Genomic DNA, 18,493 nt, shown 5'->3' with positions numbered 1-18,493 from the left:
TCATGGCATTGAATGACAAGCAAAAGGAGATTTTACTTATAGCAGAAGAACTATTTTCTCAAAAGGGAATTGATGGTACGAGTATACGCGATATTTCCAAAGCAGCGGGGATTAATGTAGCCATGGTTAATTATTACTTTGGATCAAAAAGTGCCATGGTGGGTGCTCTTTTTGAAATCCGATTAACGCGAACGCGTGAGAAATTAGTCGATTTAACGGGGAATGTAGAACTCAATCCCATGGAAAAGTTATTGGCTTTTGTAGAGCACATGATGGCTGTTCAACTCCAGAACTCGGACTTCCATATTTTGTTAATGAATCAATTGACACGAAAAGAAAATCAACCCGCCATATCGGAAGGAATCACCCTACTTAAACGAGAAATTCTTCAGAATATCAACCAATTTATAGAAGAAGGTTATGCCACAAGATTGTTCTTGGCGAAACCTGATGCTATTGTTTTTGTCGTATTTGCAATGGGAATTATTAGCTATTTAATTCACCATGAACAAATGTTGTCCGATTATTGGAATTTACCTGATCACGAAGCATATAGTTTGTACATCAAACAACATATATATCCTTATTTAATTCAATCCTTTAAATCAATACTAATCTACAATGAACAGAAGTAATTACGCCTTACTTGCTTCCTTATTTGTTTGTCAAGTATTTGCTCAGGCTCCTACTCCAACGCCACTCACCTTGGATCAGGCAATTGCACTAAGCTTACAAAATGGCAAAGAGATAAAAAAGGTAAAAGCAAGTACGGAGGCTGCTAAACTTCAAATTCACAGTGCACAAAACATGCGCTATCCCGAATTAGAAGTATCAGGCTCATACAATCGACTTTTTGATGGCACAGATATTAATCTAAAAGTCGCCTTGCCTTCTGAAGAAGGGAAACAGATGCCTGAAGTAAAACCCGAGCATATGATGATTGCTCAAGCGAAAGCAAATCTCCCGCTTTTTAGTGGGTTTAAAATTACCAACGCGGTGAAGCAAAGTAAGCAGTACTATGCACTTGCACAACTCACCGAAGCCTCAACAACCGAAAATGTAGTCTATCAGACAATTAACCTCTACTTCGCGTTGTACAAAACACAAGAATCTATTGTTTTATTGACGGAAAATCTAAAACGCGCCCATCAACGTACGGAAGATTTTCAACATTTTTTAGACAATGGTTTAATTGCTCGCAATGACTTCTTGCGCACTCAACTTCAAGAAGCTAATGTAGAGTTATCCTTAGAAGAAACAAAAAACACCTTGCAAAATCTTATTTCTCGTATACGCACACTCTTGGATTTGCCTCAAGGTGAAATTCCTGTCGTACAGAAAGCACAAGCAGTGGAAATCTTTCCTACCAAAGATGGTGATTATATGGGAAGAAAAGATGTTCAACGCAGCCAGCAAATGGAAGATATTGCAACAACAGCTATTCAAATTGCAAGGGGAAATTATTACCCTTCTATTGGTTTAACTGCAGGTTACTCAGCCATACAGTTAGATAAGGTTGTAACTATCACTAATGCAACCAGTGTTGGTGTTGGACTAAAATATGATTTAACGCAGTTGTTTAAAAACAAGACAGAAGTTAATAAAGCAAAAGCTAATAAACTTGAATTAGATTATCAAGCACAACTTGTTGCAGATGGTGCTAAAGTTGAAATTGAAGAAGCGTACAATGCTTATGAACTTGTATTAAAAAAGAATGCTGTATTGGCAAAAGCATTGGTACAAGCTAATGAAAATTACCGCATTGTAAAAGACAAATACGACAATGGCTTAACAGATACGGATCAGTTATTAGAAGCCGATGTACAACAACTACAAGCACAAATTGATCACATGTTTGGTCAGGCAGATGAAATGTTGACCTTGTATCAATACGCTTATAAAACAGGTAAACTAGTAGACAATTTAGATGTAAAAAATTAAGATGGAAACAAATAATCAACCGTATAAAAAACCACTAAACAAAAAATTCATTCTTGCCTTAGGAGCAATTGTCCTATTTGGAGGTGGATTTGGTGTTTATAAATACATCCATGCATTATCTCATGAAACAACCGATGATGCACAAGTAGAAACAAAAATCACACCGATCGTTTCAAAAATTCCGGGTTATATCAAAAAGATTTATATCCAAGACAATCAAGTCGTTCAACGAGGAGATACTTTAATACAATTGGATGATACCGAATATGCAATTCAAGTTCAACAAGCCAAAGCGAATTATCAGGCAGCATTGAGTCAATTAGAAGTAGCACAAGCAGGACAAACAACGAGTCAGTCAACAGTATTGTCTTCTCAAGCAGGTGCTTCAACTGCACAAGCCAATGTAGCTACCGCACAAGCGAATATTGAAGCGGCTAAAACGCAATTGTGGAGAGCAACTAACGACTATGATCGTTATGATCGTTTGTTTAAAACACAATCAATTACCAAACAACAATATGAACAAGCCTTGGCAGCCAAAGAAACAGCAGAGAAACAAGTTATTGTTTTAAAAGAGCAATTGAAAGCTGTTGAAAAACAAGCGAATGCTGTTGCGCAACAAGTGAATATTAGCAAATCTCAAGCGGTTGCTTCAACATCTCAAATTGATGCTGCTAAAGCTATGGTAGAGCAAGCGAAAGCCAATTTAGATCACGCCGAATTGTACTTGTCGTATACTGTAATTACAGCTAAAGAAGATGGTCAGGTTTCTAAAATTAACTTGCAGGCAGGACAATTAATTCAACCTGGTCAAGGTCTTTTTAATACAGTTCAAAAAAATAATATTTGGGTTGTAGCCAACTTTAAAGAGACACAAATGCAGTACATGCGCGAAGGACAAACAGTAAGTATCAAAGTAGATGCTTTCCCAAAACACAAGTTTGAAGGAATTATAAACTCAATGTCGCCCGCTACTGGAGCAAAGTTTGCTTTACTTCCGCCGGATAATGCTTCAGGTAACTTTGTTAAGACAGTACAGCGTATTCCTGTGAAAATTACATTTACTAATCCACAAGATGAAATGTTAGTTCACGTTAAACCGGGAATGAATGTAGATATTGACGTAAACATTAAAAGCGGACGCTAAACAAAACAATTATGAGTGAAGAAAGCTTAGTAGAACACGGCTATCGTCGCATCATCATTACAGTTACAGCCATTCTTTGTGCGCTACTTGAAATCGTGGATACCACGATTGTCAATGTAGCTATGAATGACATGAAAGGGAGTATTGGGGTTTCATTAACCGATATTGCATGGGTGGTTACCGCCTACGCCATTGCCAATGTAATTGTAGTGCCAATGACGAGTTGGCTCTCACAGCAATTTGGAAGACGCAACTATTTTGCAGCTTCTATAATCATCTTTACCGTTGCCTCTTTTTTGTGTGGATATTCTACTACTTTATGGGAAATTATACTCTTTCGATTTATACAAGGTCTAGGTGGTGGTGCTTTATTGGTTACCTCACAAACTATTATAACTGAAAGTTATCCCGTTGAAAAAAGAGGTATTGCGCAGGCAATTTACGGTATGGGAGTTATTGTTGGTCCTACCTTAGGTCCACCATTAGGAGGATATATTATAGATAATTATTCCTGGCCTTTTATTTTCTATATTAATGTACCTATAGGTATTATAGCAACTGTACTTACTCTACTCTATGTTAAAAGTCCAAGGTATGCAGAAAAAAGCAGGTTGAATGAAGTGGATTTTCTCGGTATTATCTTGTTGGCGATTGCTGTAGGATCTTTGCAATATGTACTAGAACACGGACAACAAGATGATTGGTTTGAAAATGCGACTATTTTAACCTTATCTGTTACCTCTGTTTTGGGCTTTTTCTTCTTTATTTGGAGAGAATTAACTTGCGAGAAACCCATTGTTAATTTACGGGTGCTCAAAGATTCTAACTTAGCTATTGGTACAGTATTATCATTTATCTTAGGGTTTGGATTATATGGATCGACTTTTATTATTCCGATTTATACTCAATCAATCTTAGGTTGGACAGCAACTGATGCAGGAATGCTACTGGTGCCAAGTTCTTTAATGACGGCCTTGATGATGCCTTTTATTGCGAGGATGTTACAACGAGGTGTACCTCCAAAATACTTAGTGGCTGCTGGGTTTTTAGTCTTCTTTGTATACAGTTTCTGGGCACATAATATTCTTACTCCTGACACAGGAAGTGAACATTTCTTTTGGCCTTTAGTTGTACGTGGTGTTGGTTTAGGATTGCTCTTTGTACCTATCACAACGCTTTCGCTCTCTAACTTGAGAAATAAACAAATTGGCGAAGGAGCTGCCTTCACGGGGATGATGCGTCAATTAGGTGGATCTTTTGGTATTGCCTTAATTACAACTTTTATCTCTCGTTGGACGGTTAACCACCGCTTGGCATTAGTTAGTCACTTAGATTCGGCATCCTTAGAAGTGCAAAATCGCGTAGCTACCCTACAGCAAAGTTTTATAGCCAAAGGTTTTACAACAGATGAAGCACTGCAGAAAGCCTATACCCTGTTAGATCTTGGGGTTACCAAACAAGCAACTGTACTAACCTATATGGATGTCTTTATGTTCTTAGGTGTACTATTCTTGATTTGTATTCCCTTTATCCTCATCCTTATCAAAAAAGGAGCAGGTAAAATTATCGCTGGCGCAGGACATTAATAAAACAAAGGAGGATCTAAAAAGATCCTCCTTTGTTTTTTATTTGATTTCAGCTATTTGATTTCCTCAGTATGATTCTTTTTATTTAAACAGAAAACCACTCCAAAATTAAGTAAACCATATTTGACGAATTGATTTATAATCCAATAGGAATATAGGGTAAATAATTTTTATATTTTTATTAATTTTATGTTAATCGTAAGAGTTTTTGTTTTAATTTTAAGTTAATTAATTTTAATAACAAACCATATGAAAAGAGTTTTTTTAGTACTTCTAGGAGTAATGCTGTATTCATGTTCAACTGATAGTATGGACAAAGAGCAAGAAGCAAATAAAGAAATCACGACTATCGATTCTAGTACAGGAATCACTTATGAATCACCGATTAGAGGAACATGTTGTGCAACTGGACCTTATCGATTTGCCAATAGGACCAATCTTTTGTTGAAATTCGGCTCTTTTGTTGGTCCTGCTCGCGGTATTGCTCATCTCAATTCTTTTGGATTCTACAATGGATGGGATATGAACAATTTACCAAACATTTTTCCCAATATTAGTCAACCGTATATCAGATTTATCCCAAGTACAAATGCAACTGTTGTACCTCCTCAAAGTAATTTATCTCATACAGCCAATTCACCTATCCTGACATCTGGATCGCCTAATTTAAGTCAATACTTTATTGATATAAAAACGGCTACGCCTGTTGAGAGAGCCTTTTTATATGAATATGGAAAAGTGTTTTTTATTGCATATGATATTTATGATGGGGGGAATATTGTAACAAGTGGTCTTTTAAAATTTAATTTTTTACATCCTACTAAACCTACTCCACCTTCAACCTTTGGTGATTGGAGATATGTTGGAAATCACGGACCTGCTAATGATCCAGTATATATCCATACGCCTACTCCTATTAATCCATCCAATCCACAACATGCGTATGAAATAGTTATTGGAAATGGAACTACACCAATGCCTAGCAAAGTGAGTTTTACGTATGCAGGACAAGATTATGTTTTACAAGCCTATTCTACACCACAAGACTTTAGAGTCGAATTAAAAGAAAACTAGTATCATGCGAACTAATAAAAAAAGAGGCTGATAAGCCTCTTTTTTCTATTTTAAAAACATCATTATTTATTGATGATCGCCTCTATTCTCAGCAATGCTTCTGCTGTAGAAATACCGTCGTAAAACTCTTCAATAAAAATGGAATCTCCTTTTTTGTGTGGAAGAATTGTCGGAATTCCTTTGCTGTTATCAACTTCTACATTTGTTGGCAGACCAAAGGTTGTATTTGCTGGATAATTGGGAAGATTCGTTACAAGCCAGCCAAAATAAGTGGTTTTATATGTTTTGTCTTCATAATGCTCATAGTAATCTTTGATACTTGCCTCACTTAAACTTACCCATACGCCATAATCAAGATATTGGCAGGCATCGTAAACATATTGCGTTAATACGCCACGAATATACCATTGATTAGTTCCATCCTCCTCTTCTATACAACAGATTTCTTTGGTCAATTCGGCTTTCTCTCTATCCTCTTCTGATAAGGCTAAATACGGATCCGGGGCTTTAAAAACTAAGGCAGGCCAATCTTCATGTTCCTGTCCACATTGTTCACATGTATATGTCATCATTTATAGTAATTCTAATCCAGATTTAATTCTATTTACTAGTAATGAATCGTGCTAAATTATTCAAGTACTTAAAATCTAGGATTGGATGAAATAAAAAACGAAGATACAATTTTATCGCTCCTTTTTTTGCATAAAAGATGGCGATAAAATGTTTGTTTTTAGGTAAAAAAGTAAAATGCTAACACTCACATTAGAAACACAACGACTGCTTTTAAATCAACCAACTTTGGCAGTTAAAAAAGCAAGTCTTCTTTTGTTGTATTAATACGCAATGGTAAATCGCTCTTGATGATGTTGTGGGGACTCTAATTCATCAAGCATTGCTTTAGCGTAGTCTTCAACAGATATTTTGCTTTCACCTTGGTCATCTGTAAGTAAATCATCTTTACCTAAGCGGTATATTCCTGTTCTAGTTCCTGGTTCAAGGTGAGCTGCAGGTGAAAAGAATACCCAGTCAATTTCTTTTTCTTGAATCAAGGTATTCAGGTAAAACTCTCCTAAAGACTTCACCCCTCCCATAATTTCTTGTGGAATTGCTCCTGAATCTACAACGCGAAGTCCTGGTTGAACAAAAAGAGTTCCCGCTCCTCCAACGATTAATAAACGTTTTACCCCCGCTTTCTTTACTGCTTCTAAAATTAGAGGATATACTTTTAATGTTTCTTCATATGTGTCAGTTCGTGACCAACCTGGATTATATGCACTGATCACAGCATCTTTACCTTTGCTAATCGCAGCAAGCTCTTCTAGATTAGATACATCTGCTTTTACTACAGTAAGATTTGCATGTTTTGTTTGAATTTTATCCGGATTGCGAACCACAGCTGTTACCTGTATATTGCGATTTAAAGCTTCTGCAAGTAGCGCTGTACCCACAAATCCACTAGCACCTATTAATACTATATGTTTCATATTTTTTGATTTTTAATTTATCTAAAACAAAAGTAGTTTCTATTGCAGAAAACAAAGGAATACATTTAGTCCAAAATAGGGTAAATTACCTCCTTCATATTCTTTTTTGTGCTTCGCGAAAATTCTTTGGAGTTTCTTTTGTATGCTTGCGAAAATACTTAATAAAATTTGTAGGCTCTTCAAAACCTAATTCAAAACTTATCATCTTAATCGTTTGATCGCTATAACTCAACAACCGCTTGGCTTCTAATATAATTCGTTCATCAATATATAGTTTAGGCGTTTTTCCAATAAAATCTTTGCATATTTTAGTCAATACTTTCTCCGAAACACCAAGTAAATTACTGTAAAAGTTACTATTTCTATTGTGCTTGAAACGAATCTCGACCGCGTGATAAAAATCCCTAACTAAGGTTGTATTCACCTTCAAATCTACAGTATTGACTCCTCTTTCTGCTTCAAGTAAAAGGATGCGCAAATAATTTTGAGCAATAGCCGAATGGAGTTTTTCTTTCTTTCTGTTTAATTCGTTTTCTAATAGCGTAATTAAATTCGTCAATAGTTCAGGACAAAGTGCTATTTTTTTTACTAATACAGCAGGGTTTAGAATTTCTGCGGTATACAAAAAATGAGTATCTTCTTCTGTTCTTGAAAAAAAGGAAGTAGTAAATAAAACTAAAGAACCTTTATAATCGTTGACTATATCAAATGCACAAACTTGTCCAGGCGTTATGACCAGCATTTCACCTGGTTTTAAATGCACTTTTTCAAAATCAATTTGACAAACAAAGACTCCCTCTTTAATCCATAGAAGTTGATAAAATGCAACCCGATGTGGCCTACCTAAAAGATGAGGTAGTTGTTGAATAAAACTCAAATCTTTAAGTTCTATTTCAACTACGGCCGGATTAAAACGATAGGTCTTTATAATACTATCTTGAGACATAACACAGGCATAAAGTGCTTACAAGATAAGAAATAAAAGTAATTCATTAAAGTCCGTTCAACAAAGAGATAAACTAGTTTACACCTTTGAGCTAAAAAAGAAAAACTCCTGTCAAAACTTATTTTTTAAAGCGTATTTGATAGTGTTTTACAATTTTTCTTTGAAACAAGAAGTTAGATTTTATTTTAAAATGCGGGATTACCGTATAACCATCCATTCTCAATTTTTTTATTAAAACGTCAGAAAGCTCTGCTATGTTAATGCTATTCCTTCCCTTATGAGCATTCTTTTCTAATTTAGTTAAGATTGAACTATATTTTTTTTGAGACGCTTCTAGTGCTATTTGATTGAGATCATCTATTGTGATTTTTTTTCGCATGTATATTCTGTTTAAAAAAGAGTTTGTATTTAAAATTAAGATGCAAAAAAAGTAAAACAAATGAAATAAATAGCAATATATCGTAAAAAAACAGTCTTTTTTAAAGATTTTTAAGTATATATGTTATTTTTTTAAAATAGAATAATCAACTGTTTTAAAGCTAAAATAAACATAGCCAAACTGTGATAAATACGGATTAAATAAAAAGAGCGATTGAATTAATTCATTCAATCGCTCTTTTTTACTATGAGTCAAGTTTTAAACTGCTATTTATAAAGCTACTTTTATAAACCTATGCCGTAACGCAGCTGAATTCCAAAACTATAGTTTTTAAATACAGCTTTAGAACTTTCTTGAATACTGTTATACTTCAAGCTATTATCTATCTCAGCATTATACTCTAAAATACTTTCTTTTGTTTCTTTAACGCTAGGTTTTTGGTTATTTAACCCCAAATCAAAATAAACACCTACGTATAGATTTTGATTTTCTCTCACGTTGTGTTTTACCCCAACTTCAGCAATCCATGCCCAACGATCTTTTAGTTCTAAATCTGGTTTGAATTCAACTTTTTCTTGGAAGCCAAATCCTGCATATAATAGATCTTCATCAAACAATAAATTATATTGAGGAAAATATCCTGACGTTTGCAAATTATTCCACGTAACCGTCGGTTTACTACTCATTAGTAAAGAATATTGAATTCCTGTACGTACATAAAGTGCTGTCTCTGCTTCACCAACATATTGTACCGTTAAAGGTATATTTACTTGATTTACTTTCCATTGCTCTTTAAATTCTCTTCCGTCATAAGAGAAAATGAATTTCTCATTTTCTGAATCAATCTCGTTGCTTTGTCCGCTTAGATTACTTGCTGTAAAATCAGTGGTATACATAGCATACTGTGCACCAATACCAATACTCCATTGACGATTTAAAAAATAGTCATATTGTAAACCAATAGCAGTATTAAATTTTAAATCTGCGGAAATCTGATCCGGTAAACTACCATAGTTTTGGAGTAAACCCGCTTTTGCACTTACTGCTACTTCATGCTTCTTAAAGTAATAAGGATTGAATTGTGCCTGTGCCTGTTGATATCCTCCTAATATGAGTCCTAACGTTAAAATACCTATATATCTTTTCATTTTAAACAAATTTGATTAAAAACCACTTTTTTAAAAAGTAGGGTTCTACTAAAAAGAACCCTACTTTATAGTTAAAACTAGTTTTGATTATTCTTTGACAATAAATTGAACACTTTTTTGTTTACCTTCTATTTTCATCATTAAGAAATAAGAACCAGAAGCAATAGACGATGGAATTTCAATGTGCATCGCTCCGCTTTGTAATACTCCATTAAGGATAGCTTGTCCTTTTACGTTGTAAATTACATAGCTTGTTGTTTCTTGATCCATTCGATCAGCTGTAATATTTAACACCTGATTTTTCTTCACTGGATTTGGATAAACAGCTAAGTTTGATTCTTCTTCATTCTCGATGTCGATAGGACAAGTAATTATTTTCTTGCCATTGTGTAACGTTACCTCTACGTGGTAAGTTGCTCCAGGTTCAAGTTTATTGGAACTTTCATTTCCTGCAGAGTAAGCTTGTTTTTTACCCACAGATTCTCCATTTTTAAACCATTCATAAGCAGTAAATACGTAACCACCATTTGTTTCTTTATTGTTATTTACAAGAAGGACATTTCCATACTTTTGGTGTACGATTAATTCAGAAGGCATGCGTTTTTCAATGATTACCTTGTAAATTTCTTCTGTTCCATACGGAGAAACTACGGTAATTAATTGTTCGTAGATGCCATAATTTGGAACTGCAACTTCAATGTGATTGGAAGGAAGAACTACTACTCCTTCTTCTGTTTCAACATCAAGTACCACTATATCTTGTGAATGCTCACAACCAATGATAACATAAACTTCTTTTTCTATTTTTCCGTAAGGAACACCATCTACAATTAAGTTTAGAATGGATGCATTTTTGCTAATCACTTCAATCTTTTTCTCTACTGGTGTTGCTGCATTATAATTAGCATCACCCTCTTGATGTGCTGTTACAGTAACAAATCCTGTTTTTAGGAAGCGAATCACCCCTGAAGCATCAACGGTTGCAACTTCTGAGTTGTCCACTGTATACGTAACTACTAAGTTAGAAGATGCTACACCATTAAGTTGTAAACTTGGAGTTTCTTCCAATATTACTTGTGTAGGTGTGGTAAAACGAATAGCTTGATCAGCTTTCGTTATCGTTAGTACTCCTTCTAATGTAGTAGGTTCAAAATTAGAACCATAATCAACAAGGGCAGTTACTGTATAAGTACCCACATTCGTTTGATTGTTGTTTGTATAAGTAACTACTGCATTTTCAGCTAAATTTCCTTGTACAACAAGTGATTTTGCTGTTCCATCGTATACATAAGTAGCTGAAGGAAGGGTTAAACCATCAATCTGACCACTTACGATTTCAAAATCAGCACCTGTAAAAGAAACTAAGTAATAGTTTGGTCTTGGAGCTAATGTTCCTTGATTAATTCTATAAATTCCTAAATCTTCTCCCGGTTCACGTACTAAACTACCAGTAAATACACCATAAGCATGATCGTTATATTGTAATCCTTCTGCAGTATAATTAAAAGTAGGATCTACTTGTCCATAAACTTTTTGTTGATTTGCTGCTACGACAACATTTACTGGAGCTGGTGTAATTTTAAACTTCTCTTGATTAGCAATGGTAAAGATATAGTTTGCAGGTGTACTAGCTAAAGTACCTATTGAATATCTATATTCTCCAACATTGTTACTTCCTGCTCTTTCAATTGAACCGCGAATAACTCCCTCACGAGTGTCATTAAATTGGAATCCTGTAATTTCAAAAGTTAAAGTAGGATCCGCTTGTCCATATACTTTAGTCATATTGGCTGACGGATACACACTTAACAAGGCTGGATCAATTACCAATTGACTTTCATTGTAGATCAACGTATAGTTTGGATTTGTTAATGCAATACTACCGCTATTAATCGCATAAGTTGCAACATTTTCACCCGCTACACGAGCTAAGGCTCCTGTAATAAGTGTCTCGGCTGTATCATTATTTTTAAACCCTGAAGCTACAAAAGTAAGAGCGGGATCTGCTTGCCCATATACTTTAGTTTTAGCATCTGCATCAATTGTTAATTCAGTGTGTTCAATAACAAAATCCGCTCCTGTGTAAGTAATCGTATAATTGTTATTTGAAGCAAGAGTTCCGATATTTATAGCATAAGAACCAACATCTTCGCCTTCGACACGCTCTAGTGCTCCTGTTAAAAGAGCTACAGTATCAGTATATTTAAATCCAGTTGCTGTATAAGTTAACACGGCATCACTATCTCCGTAGAACTTCTTCTGATTTTCGTTTGCATCTACAGTTAATTCAGCGGTTGTAACCGTTAACGTAAACGTTTCATCTTCTGCTGGTAAATACAACCCATTTCCTGCTTGACTTGCGGTTACTACAGTTTCTCCTGCACCTTTAATGACAAGTTTTCCATTTTCAAAAATAGCAACATTTCGATCTTCAACTGTATAAGTTAACGGTAACTCACTCGTAGCTGTTCCAACGATAAATGGCTCATCACCGTATGCTTTAGTAGTATCTTCAACTGTAATTGTCTGTCTTTCTGCAGCATTTACAGTGAACGTCACTGGGCCATACCACTCTTCACAATATTGTCCGCGAATGTAAATATCATACGTTGTATCAGCAGATAAATCAGGGATAAGATATGGACTAGTAACTGCTGTTCCTTCTGTACCTTCTCCTCGTTCAAAACCTTCAAGACCATATTCAACATCAAAATTAGCCGCTTCTGACTCAATCGTCAACGTTGGTCCATTACTATTAAGTACATCTACGCTAGCATCCGTAATTTCATAACATGGAACTCCACCCGAAATATCAAAATCATCGATAATAAAGTTCAAATCTGATGAACTTCGTGACAAAGTTGCTGTTACTTTTATTGTAACATATTTATTTGCATAAGGAGTCATATCATACTCAAACTCTTGCCAAGTATCAGAACCATCATTAGTTACAGTTTCAATTGTTGAGTAAGTAGCGCCAAAATCTGTTGAAAAATCAACTTTTATACTAACAATACCTGCATTAATTGGGGTATCATTATAGTAATCAAGATTCATAAATTTAAATGAAAAAGTATCTTCATTTAAGATTGGTCCTACTGCTATGGTCGATATACTGGCAACATTATAATAGCTACCATAAATATTAACGCGTAAACTAGTTCCTGTTTCTGGTGAAAAGCTTTCTTGGTACCAACTACCTTGAATACTTTTCCAACCTAATGGTAGGTTGTCTATGTCAGTAAATTCTTCACGCCAAGGTGAAGGTGTTGTCAATGGAGTTTCGAAAATAAAAGGTCCTTGCCATAAACTAGCTCCTTCCTCTTCTCCACAATTCTTACGTACGAAGAAACCGTAAGTAGAAGAAAAATCTAATGGGGCAACCAATGAATTTGTAGTAATTCCCGTATGTGTTGGAATACCTGTAGCACGCTCTCCTGCAGATATCTTGATAAGCTCAACATCAAATAGACTTCCATCACTTGTCCAACCTAACCTATAATTATTACGGTTAACATAAGTTGAAGTAAGTGTATTTGGAGCAACACAAGTAGGCACAGCCACAACTGAAAGTGTGTAGTCTTCAATTTCTCCTCCTGTTGTCCAATCATCACAGGCTCCAATTGCTGCTAAGCCATAATAGTAACTTGAGCGAACTCTAATGCGGTAATCACCTAAAGGCATGTCCGCCGGAAGAGTAAACGTTCCTGTCCTCGTTACGTCAGACCAATCATAATCTGAAAAGTTTGCAATTAACTCATCATCACTAAAGGCAAAATCTTGATTAAGATCAATCCAAACCTTCACAATAGTATAACCTGGGATATCTATCGCGTAGTTAATTGTTCCTCCAGGTGATTGAGTAACTTTACTATCTGAATAGTTTGTATACCAATTTGTTGTGCCATTATTTAAGTTTTCAATATTGGTATATCCACCAGTTGTTTTTACTCCTTTAATTTTATAGCTAGTAGATGTAGAATCGGTATTAGGAATACAATAACCTGTATAGAATTTGATCATTCCTGTTTCACTCACATTCGTGTTTGAACATTTTATACGGACATGAAAATAATATTCTGTTTCTGGTAGCAAATCAGTTAATGTGACACTTGTATTGGACGTAGTCTCCCATGCTGTAGGTGATGCAGGTGATGTAGTAGCCGCATATTCATAGGTAACAGTTCCCCCTGGTCCATTCCATGATAAAGTAGTCGATGTAAATGAATTCAATTGAGCCGCTAAGTTAATAACTGGCATACAGGTTGCAGGGGTACCCACAAACTGTAGTTGAGGCAATTTGCTTTGTAAACTACTCGCTGTAGGTGGCGAGGCTGGATTTGGATTATTAGCAACCCCATCCACACGATATAAAATCCCTTGATTAGCCGAAGCTCTATACTTTCTAAAAGATGGTGAAGAATAACCTGGCGAGTTTTCATATACGGCAACAACAAAATTACCACCTGTATAATTAAAAGGTGTATCAAGTGTAATTTCAAACCAGTTATTTGATGTTGCTGTAATCTCACCGTTAAAAACTTGGGTCAATTGGGTCATTGGAATCCAATCTTCTAGAGAATCAAAAGATGACTTGGTTGTATGCCCCATATAAACAGTCCATGCTTTCCATTTATCTAAATTATTTACATTCGTAACGTAATAGCGAATTTTAGTAATTGGACCAGCTCCTCCTCCTCCTGAGTTATATTCATAACCCGTTATGATTTGTTGACTGTAATTATAATCATAATTTGTAATCGGAATATTCGAACCATCTGAACCTGTTTCTGTTCCTTCTCCTATTTGAAAAACATTTTCTGGAGTAAATGTAACAGGACCTGTCCATTCGCTAAAACCATCTTCTTCTCCACAATTATTGCGAACATAAGCATCGTACGTTTGCCCTTGAGTCAAACCGCTCAAAGTATGGCTTGTTGTTGTAGTTGTAACCGTCGTACCTGCAGTAGCAACATCAAAACCAGTTGCCCCATATTTTACTTCAAAAGAAGTACCCGTGCTTGTCCAGCTTAGCTGTGCTGTACTAGCACTAATGCCTCCACGAGTAAACGCTGTCGGTTTAAAACAAGAAGGCGTAGTCTCTCCTGAAACAGCAAAAATATTCAAGTAACCACTTGTAGAGCTCGTTTTAGTAAACGCTATCGACTGAATTGTCTTGTACATATTGGCTGTACTAATAGCTATAGGAACCTGAAATAGTTTTGGATTTGAACTATTATTATCCGGATTACCTCCACTACGAGATACTCTTCCTATTCCCTGAATGGCTACAGGTGGAGTTCCTGTTTGATACCAATCTGGAACTGATTGAGATGCAATCGCTTGCGTTGTTCCATCTGTAAAGGTTATCGTACCCGTAAAGGTAGAAGAAGAACTTCCTGATGTCGCTAAAATGAAAAGGTTCATCACAGGAACAGCATTTTGAATTACAAAAGTTCCTGTACCTCCATTTGCATTAATTTTCAAACTGTTATTTGCCGTATAGGCAGCAAGTTGAAACGTTAATCCAGGTGTACTTGTTGCAATAGATGTGATTAATCCATTTGCAGGAAGTCCTACTGTTGCACTAGGATAACCTATACTCATAAATGCATTGTTAGCACCTGTCCCAACTGCATCAACGGCAGCTGTTGTAAATGTATCCGCAGGACTATTCTCTGCAATAACATCTTCGTTAAATCCGGAAGTAATGCTTAGAGGCGTATAAGCTTGTCCTCTAATCATCTGAACCGATAATAACATCAAGCTCAGAAGAAGCTTAAAAAGTAATTGTTTGTTCATATTCATTATTTGGTTAGTTACACTAGTTTTTTACTGGTTATGGGTGAATTTAATGTTAATTTAAAGGTTGTTTTTGTGCGATTTTTAATAGAATCGTCAGTTAAAATAAATAGATCAATTTATATCAATTTTCAAATAATCACTAATATAGTAAATATATTAAAATACCCTCACTTTAAAGAAAAAAAATCTATCTATATGCTAATTTAAAAATTGTTAAAAATTCAAACATAAGCATAGTGTTAATTAATTCTAAACACAACTCGTGAAGAAATAGAAATAACGAAATAACAAAATCTGCGTTTTGTCCATTAACAGCTGTGTTTGTAACTGCATCGCTACCTAGTTTTTTTTTAATTTTGTAAAAAAAAGATGATCGCAAATGCAATTAGAAGAATACTTGATTTTATCGGTTTAGTGCCGCTAAAATTTCCTATTGCAGAAGTTGTGGAAATAAAAGAGTTATCCCCAACAATGAGACAAATTCGCTTAGGAGGATCATTTGAGAAATTAAATATTGTTGGAGGTTCTTATTTGAGTTTTAAACTCAACTATACGCAAACGAGAACTTATACGCTATCTACTATTGATACAAATAAAGGTTTTCTTGAATTTATTGTATACTTACATCCTAGTGTAGGCACTGGACAACGCTTTATAAAGGAATTGCGTCTTGGGGATAAAATAAGTATGAATAGCCTACGTTCCAATAGCCACTATTTAGATTTGCCTACGAGTAAGTTGGTTTTCTTTGGTGATGAAACCTCTATTGGATTAGCACATGCACTATTTAGGAAATGGAGTGTCCAAGCGATTGAATTTTTATTTCTTTTTGAATTGGAAGAAGAGAATAAAAGTGTACCTGAAAAACTTGGTTTTTCCAATACGCTTGTTTTTTCAAAAAGGGACACTTTTCGCCAGGAAAAATTGATTAGTCAACTACCTCCTATTATTTCGCCCTTGTGGAAAGATGCGGTATTTTTACTTACGGGAAATGCTAAATCAATTCAAATATTTAGAAAAGTCATTAAAGATAAAACGACGAGTAAAGTTTATATGAGAGGATACTGGATAGAGGGAATCGAAGGTCTGTAAAAGATCTTTACCTAGTACAAACCAACTTCTCTCCTTCTTTATCCACGTTATTGTACAAGATGCAACTGAAGTACGGGATAAGGTTTTCCTTGTCCATCAACTTCAGATCTACTTACAATTTCAAATCCCAAATGGTTATAGAACCCAACTGCCTGTTGATTTTGTTCGTTTACTTCTACTTCCGTAATGTTTTGCTTCTCAATACCATATTGGATTAAAGCCTTGCCAATTCCCTTTCCGCGGACCGCTGCATCAATGAATAGCATTTCTAAACTAGTTGAAGCTATTCCCATAAAACCCACTAATTTACCTTCATACTCATATCCCCAAAGCTGAACAAAAGAGAAATAAGTAGGTAAATTTTCTTTGTAATATTCAAAGTCAGCCGGTTTTAAAAAATCATGCGTAGCTAGAACAGCGCTTTCCCAAATTTCAATTAAACGAGGAAATTCTGTGGTATCAATTGTTCGTATCATATCTATTTTATATTTAATGCGTACAAAGTTGAGTCTTTCCAAGTGAAAAACACTGAACCCAAGTTAAAAAATACGCTTGCGAATTCTACTCAAGGCTTGTGGTGTGATTCCTAAATAAGAGGCAACATCTTTAAGTGGTATTTGGTTGAATAAGCTTCCAAACTCTTTTTCCATTTGTATGTAAGATTCTTCGGGTGAATATTTGATCATATGCACTTGACGATCTAATAATCGATTGAGTAATAAGGCCGTCAAGTCCTCAAAAACGGGTTTTAATGAAGGAATACGCTGATACAATACCGTTGTTTTTTCTTTATCAATGCGATAGAGTTCACTATTCATCACAGCTTGTACGTTAAAATTGGCCTTTTGAACTAAGGTAAATGAAATATTAGACATGGAAAATGTTCCTTTTTTACAAAACCAAAAGGTGTGTGCTCTCCCTTTTTGATCTAATACCCAACAACGCAATAGACCTTCGGATATAAAATAGCTATATCGCTCTATCTCACCTTCCCGAATTAAGAATTCATTTTTTTTAAGATCAATCTTCTCAAAAAAAGTATCAAACAAAGCTAATTCCTGTTGTGTAAAACTATTGGGAATACTAAATTCATGAATTAATTTTTCTAATAACATACTAACCCGCTATAAGATTAAAAAAGATTCTTTACACTATGCCAAACGCTTCTGGATACACAACCTTCGCACTTTGACACTTCAATGAACCTGGTTTTAATTCAATAATCATACTATTTTCATCTGGTACCTCAAAAGGCAACTGAATCCCATATGTACTTGATTTTTGATAGCCAAATTTTGGGTAATAAGCGGCATGTCCTAAAACAACTATAGAATTAAATCCTAACGCTAAAGCTCGACGGTGTCCTTCTTCAATAAGTTTTGATCCGATACCTCTGTTTTGATACTTTGGCAAAACAGAAACAGGAGCCAATGCTAGTGAAGCTGTTGTTTGGTGGTCAGCTACTATTTTTATTTTTGTAAATAGTATATGCCCTACTAGTTGGTCATCAACTTCGCATACCAGCGATAACTCCGGTATAAAATCGGGTGCTTCACGCAAGCGTCTAACTAAATCATGTTCTTGGTGATCACTCATTTCTTCTTTTTCAAAAGCTAATCGGATCAACTCCTCTACTTGATCATAATCTTCCGGTCTTTCTGTTCTAAGTATCATTTCAATCTTTTTTAGATGTAAATCTTATATTGATCTTCCTTTCTGTAAGGAAATGTAAATTTCTTATTTTTGTTTTAAACCCTTGCATTTTTTCTTTTTTAATTGATTTTATCCTTTTCCCTGTTGCGTATACACAACGGTTTATTGGTTTTAAATCTTCCTATGTAGATAGACTGGCAAACAAAAAAAGAGCTATAATTTGCATTATAGCTCTAAG

Annotated in this window: 15 protein-coding genes; 6 read left to right on the top strand and 9 right to left on the bottom strand. The window is 35.1% G+C overall.

Going from position 1 to position 18,493, the window contains the following annotated elements; genetic code table 11:
- The first annotated feature begins 2 nt into the window (after positions 1-2).
- The 5 genes from H4K33_RS01165 (at position 3) to H4K33_RS01145 (ending at position 5,748) form a co-directional block, all read left to right on the top strand.
- A complete protein-coding gene (locus H4K33_RS01165; RefSeq protein WP_182646671.1) occupies positions 3-635 on the top strand; it encodes a TetR/AcrR family transcriptional regulator in 633 nt (210 codons plus the stop codon).
- Complete coding sequence (locus H4K33_RS01160; RefSeq protein ID WP_182646670.1) at positions 622-1,941, top strand: TolC family protein; 1,320 nt, start codon at positions 622-624, stop codon at positions 1,939-1,941. Before H4K33_RS01165 ends, H4K33_RS01160 begins: the two co-directional genes overlap by 14 nt.
- A 1-nt stretch (position 1,942) precedes the next feature.
- Entirely contained in the window at positions 1,943-3,088 is a 1,146-nt protein-coding gene (locus H4K33_RS01155) for an HlyD family secretion protein (protein WP_182646669.1), read from the top strand.
- 11 nt (positions 3,089-3,099) lie between these two features.
- On the top strand, positions 3,100-4,674 hold the full coding sequence (locus tag H4K33_RS01150) for a DHA2 family efflux MFS transporter permease subunit (RefSeq protein ID WP_182646668.1): 1,575 nt from the start codon (positions 3,100-3,102) through the stop codon (positions 4,672-4,674).
- 249 nt (positions 4,675-4,923) lie between these two features.
- A complete protein-coding gene (locus H4K33_RS01145; RefSeq protein ID WP_182646667.1) occupies positions 4,924-5,748 on the top strand; it encodes a hypothetical protein in 825 nt (274 codons plus the stop codon).
- A 62-nt stretch (positions 5,749-5,810) separates the two neighbouring features.
- Here the strand turns inward: H4K33_RS01145 and H4K33_RS01140 are convergent, their stop codons facing one another.
- The 6 genes from H4K33_RS01140 to H4K33_RS01115 form a co-directional block, all read right to left on the bottom strand.
- On the bottom strand, positions 5,811-6,320 hold the full coding sequence (locus H4K33_RS01140) for a DUF2199 domain-containing protein (protein ID WP_255493513.1): 510 nt from the start codon (positions 6,318-6,320) through the stop codon (positions 5,811-5,813).
- A gap of 261 nt (positions 6,321-6,581) precedes the next feature.
- Positions 6,582-7,232: an NAD(P)-dependent oxidoreductase gene (locus H4K33_RS01135; protein WP_182646666.1), complete on the bottom strand. Its 651-nt coding sequence runs from the start codon at positions 7,230-7,232 to the stop codon at positions 6,582-6,584.
- A 94-nt stretch (positions 7,233-7,326) separates the two neighbouring features.
- Positions 7,327-8,178, bottom strand: coding sequence for a helix-turn-helix transcriptional regulator (locus H4K33_RS01130; protein WP_182646665.1), 852 nt, complete (start codon positions 8,176-8,178; stop codon positions 7,327-7,329).
- Positions 8,179-8,296: 118 nt separating this feature from the next.
- On the bottom strand, positions 8,297-8,557 hold the full coding sequence (locus H4K33_RS01125) for a hypothetical protein (protein WP_182646664.1): 261 nt from the start codon (positions 8,555-8,557) through the stop codon (positions 8,297-8,299).
- A 284-nt stretch (positions 8,558-8,841) separates the two neighbouring features.
- Positions 8,842-9,705, bottom strand: a complete 864-nt coding sequence (locus tag H4K33_RS01120) for an outer membrane beta-barrel protein (RefSeq protein WP_182646663.1) — start codon at positions 9,703-9,705, stop codon at positions 8,842-8,844.
- A gap of 87 nt (positions 9,706-9,792) precedes the next feature.
- Positions 9,793-15,513: an MBG domain-containing protein gene (locus tag H4K33_RS01115; RefSeq protein ID WP_220485275.1), complete on the bottom strand. Its 5,721-nt coding sequence runs from the start codon at positions 15,511-15,513 to the stop codon at positions 9,793-9,795.
- Between the two features lie 366 nt (positions 15,514-15,879).
- Here H4K33_RS01115 and H4K33_RS01110 point away from each other — a divergent pair, with 366 nt between their 5' ends.
- The gene (locus H4K33_RS01110; RefSeq protein WP_182646661.1) at positions 15,880-16,602 is read left to right on the top strand and encodes an FAD-binding oxidoreductase; all 723 of its coding nucleotides are present in this window, start codon (positions 15,880-15,882) and stop codon (positions 16,600-16,602) included.
- A 47-nt stretch (positions 16,603-16,649) separates the two neighbouring features.
- Here the strand turns inward: H4K33_RS01110 and H4K33_RS01105 are convergent, their stop codons facing one another.
- From H4K33_RS01105 to H4K33_RS01095, 3 genes are all read right to left on the bottom strand, one after another.
- On the bottom strand, positions 16,650-17,078 hold the full coding sequence (locus H4K33_RS01105; protein ID WP_182646660.1) for an acetyltransferase: 429 nt from the start codon (positions 17,076-17,078) through the stop codon (positions 16,650-16,652).
- A 63-nt stretch (positions 17,079-17,141) separates the two neighbouring features.
- On the bottom strand, positions 17,142-17,717 hold the full coding sequence (locus H4K33_RS01100) for a Crp/Fnr family transcriptional regulator (protein WP_182646659.1): 576 nt from the start codon (positions 17,715-17,717) through the stop codon (positions 17,142-17,144).
- Between the two features lie 31 nt (positions 17,718-17,748).
- Positions 17,749-18,276 (bottom strand): GNAT family N-acetyltransferase, encoded by a 528-nt coding sequence (locus tag H4K33_RS01095; RefSeq protein ID WP_220485274.1) that lies wholly within the window; start codon positions 18,274-18,276, stop codon positions 17,749-17,751.
- Between the last annotated feature and the right edge of the window lie 217 nt (positions 18,277-18,493).

Origin of the sequence: Myroides sp. WP-1 (genome assembly GCF_014145635.1) — a bacterium.
Classification (GTDB): Bacteria; Bacteroidota; Bacteroidia; order Flavobacteriales; family Flavobacteriaceae; genus Flavobacterium.
Note: the sequence above shows the minus strand (reverse complement) of the source record. Positions and strands in the feature narration are given on the sequence as shown.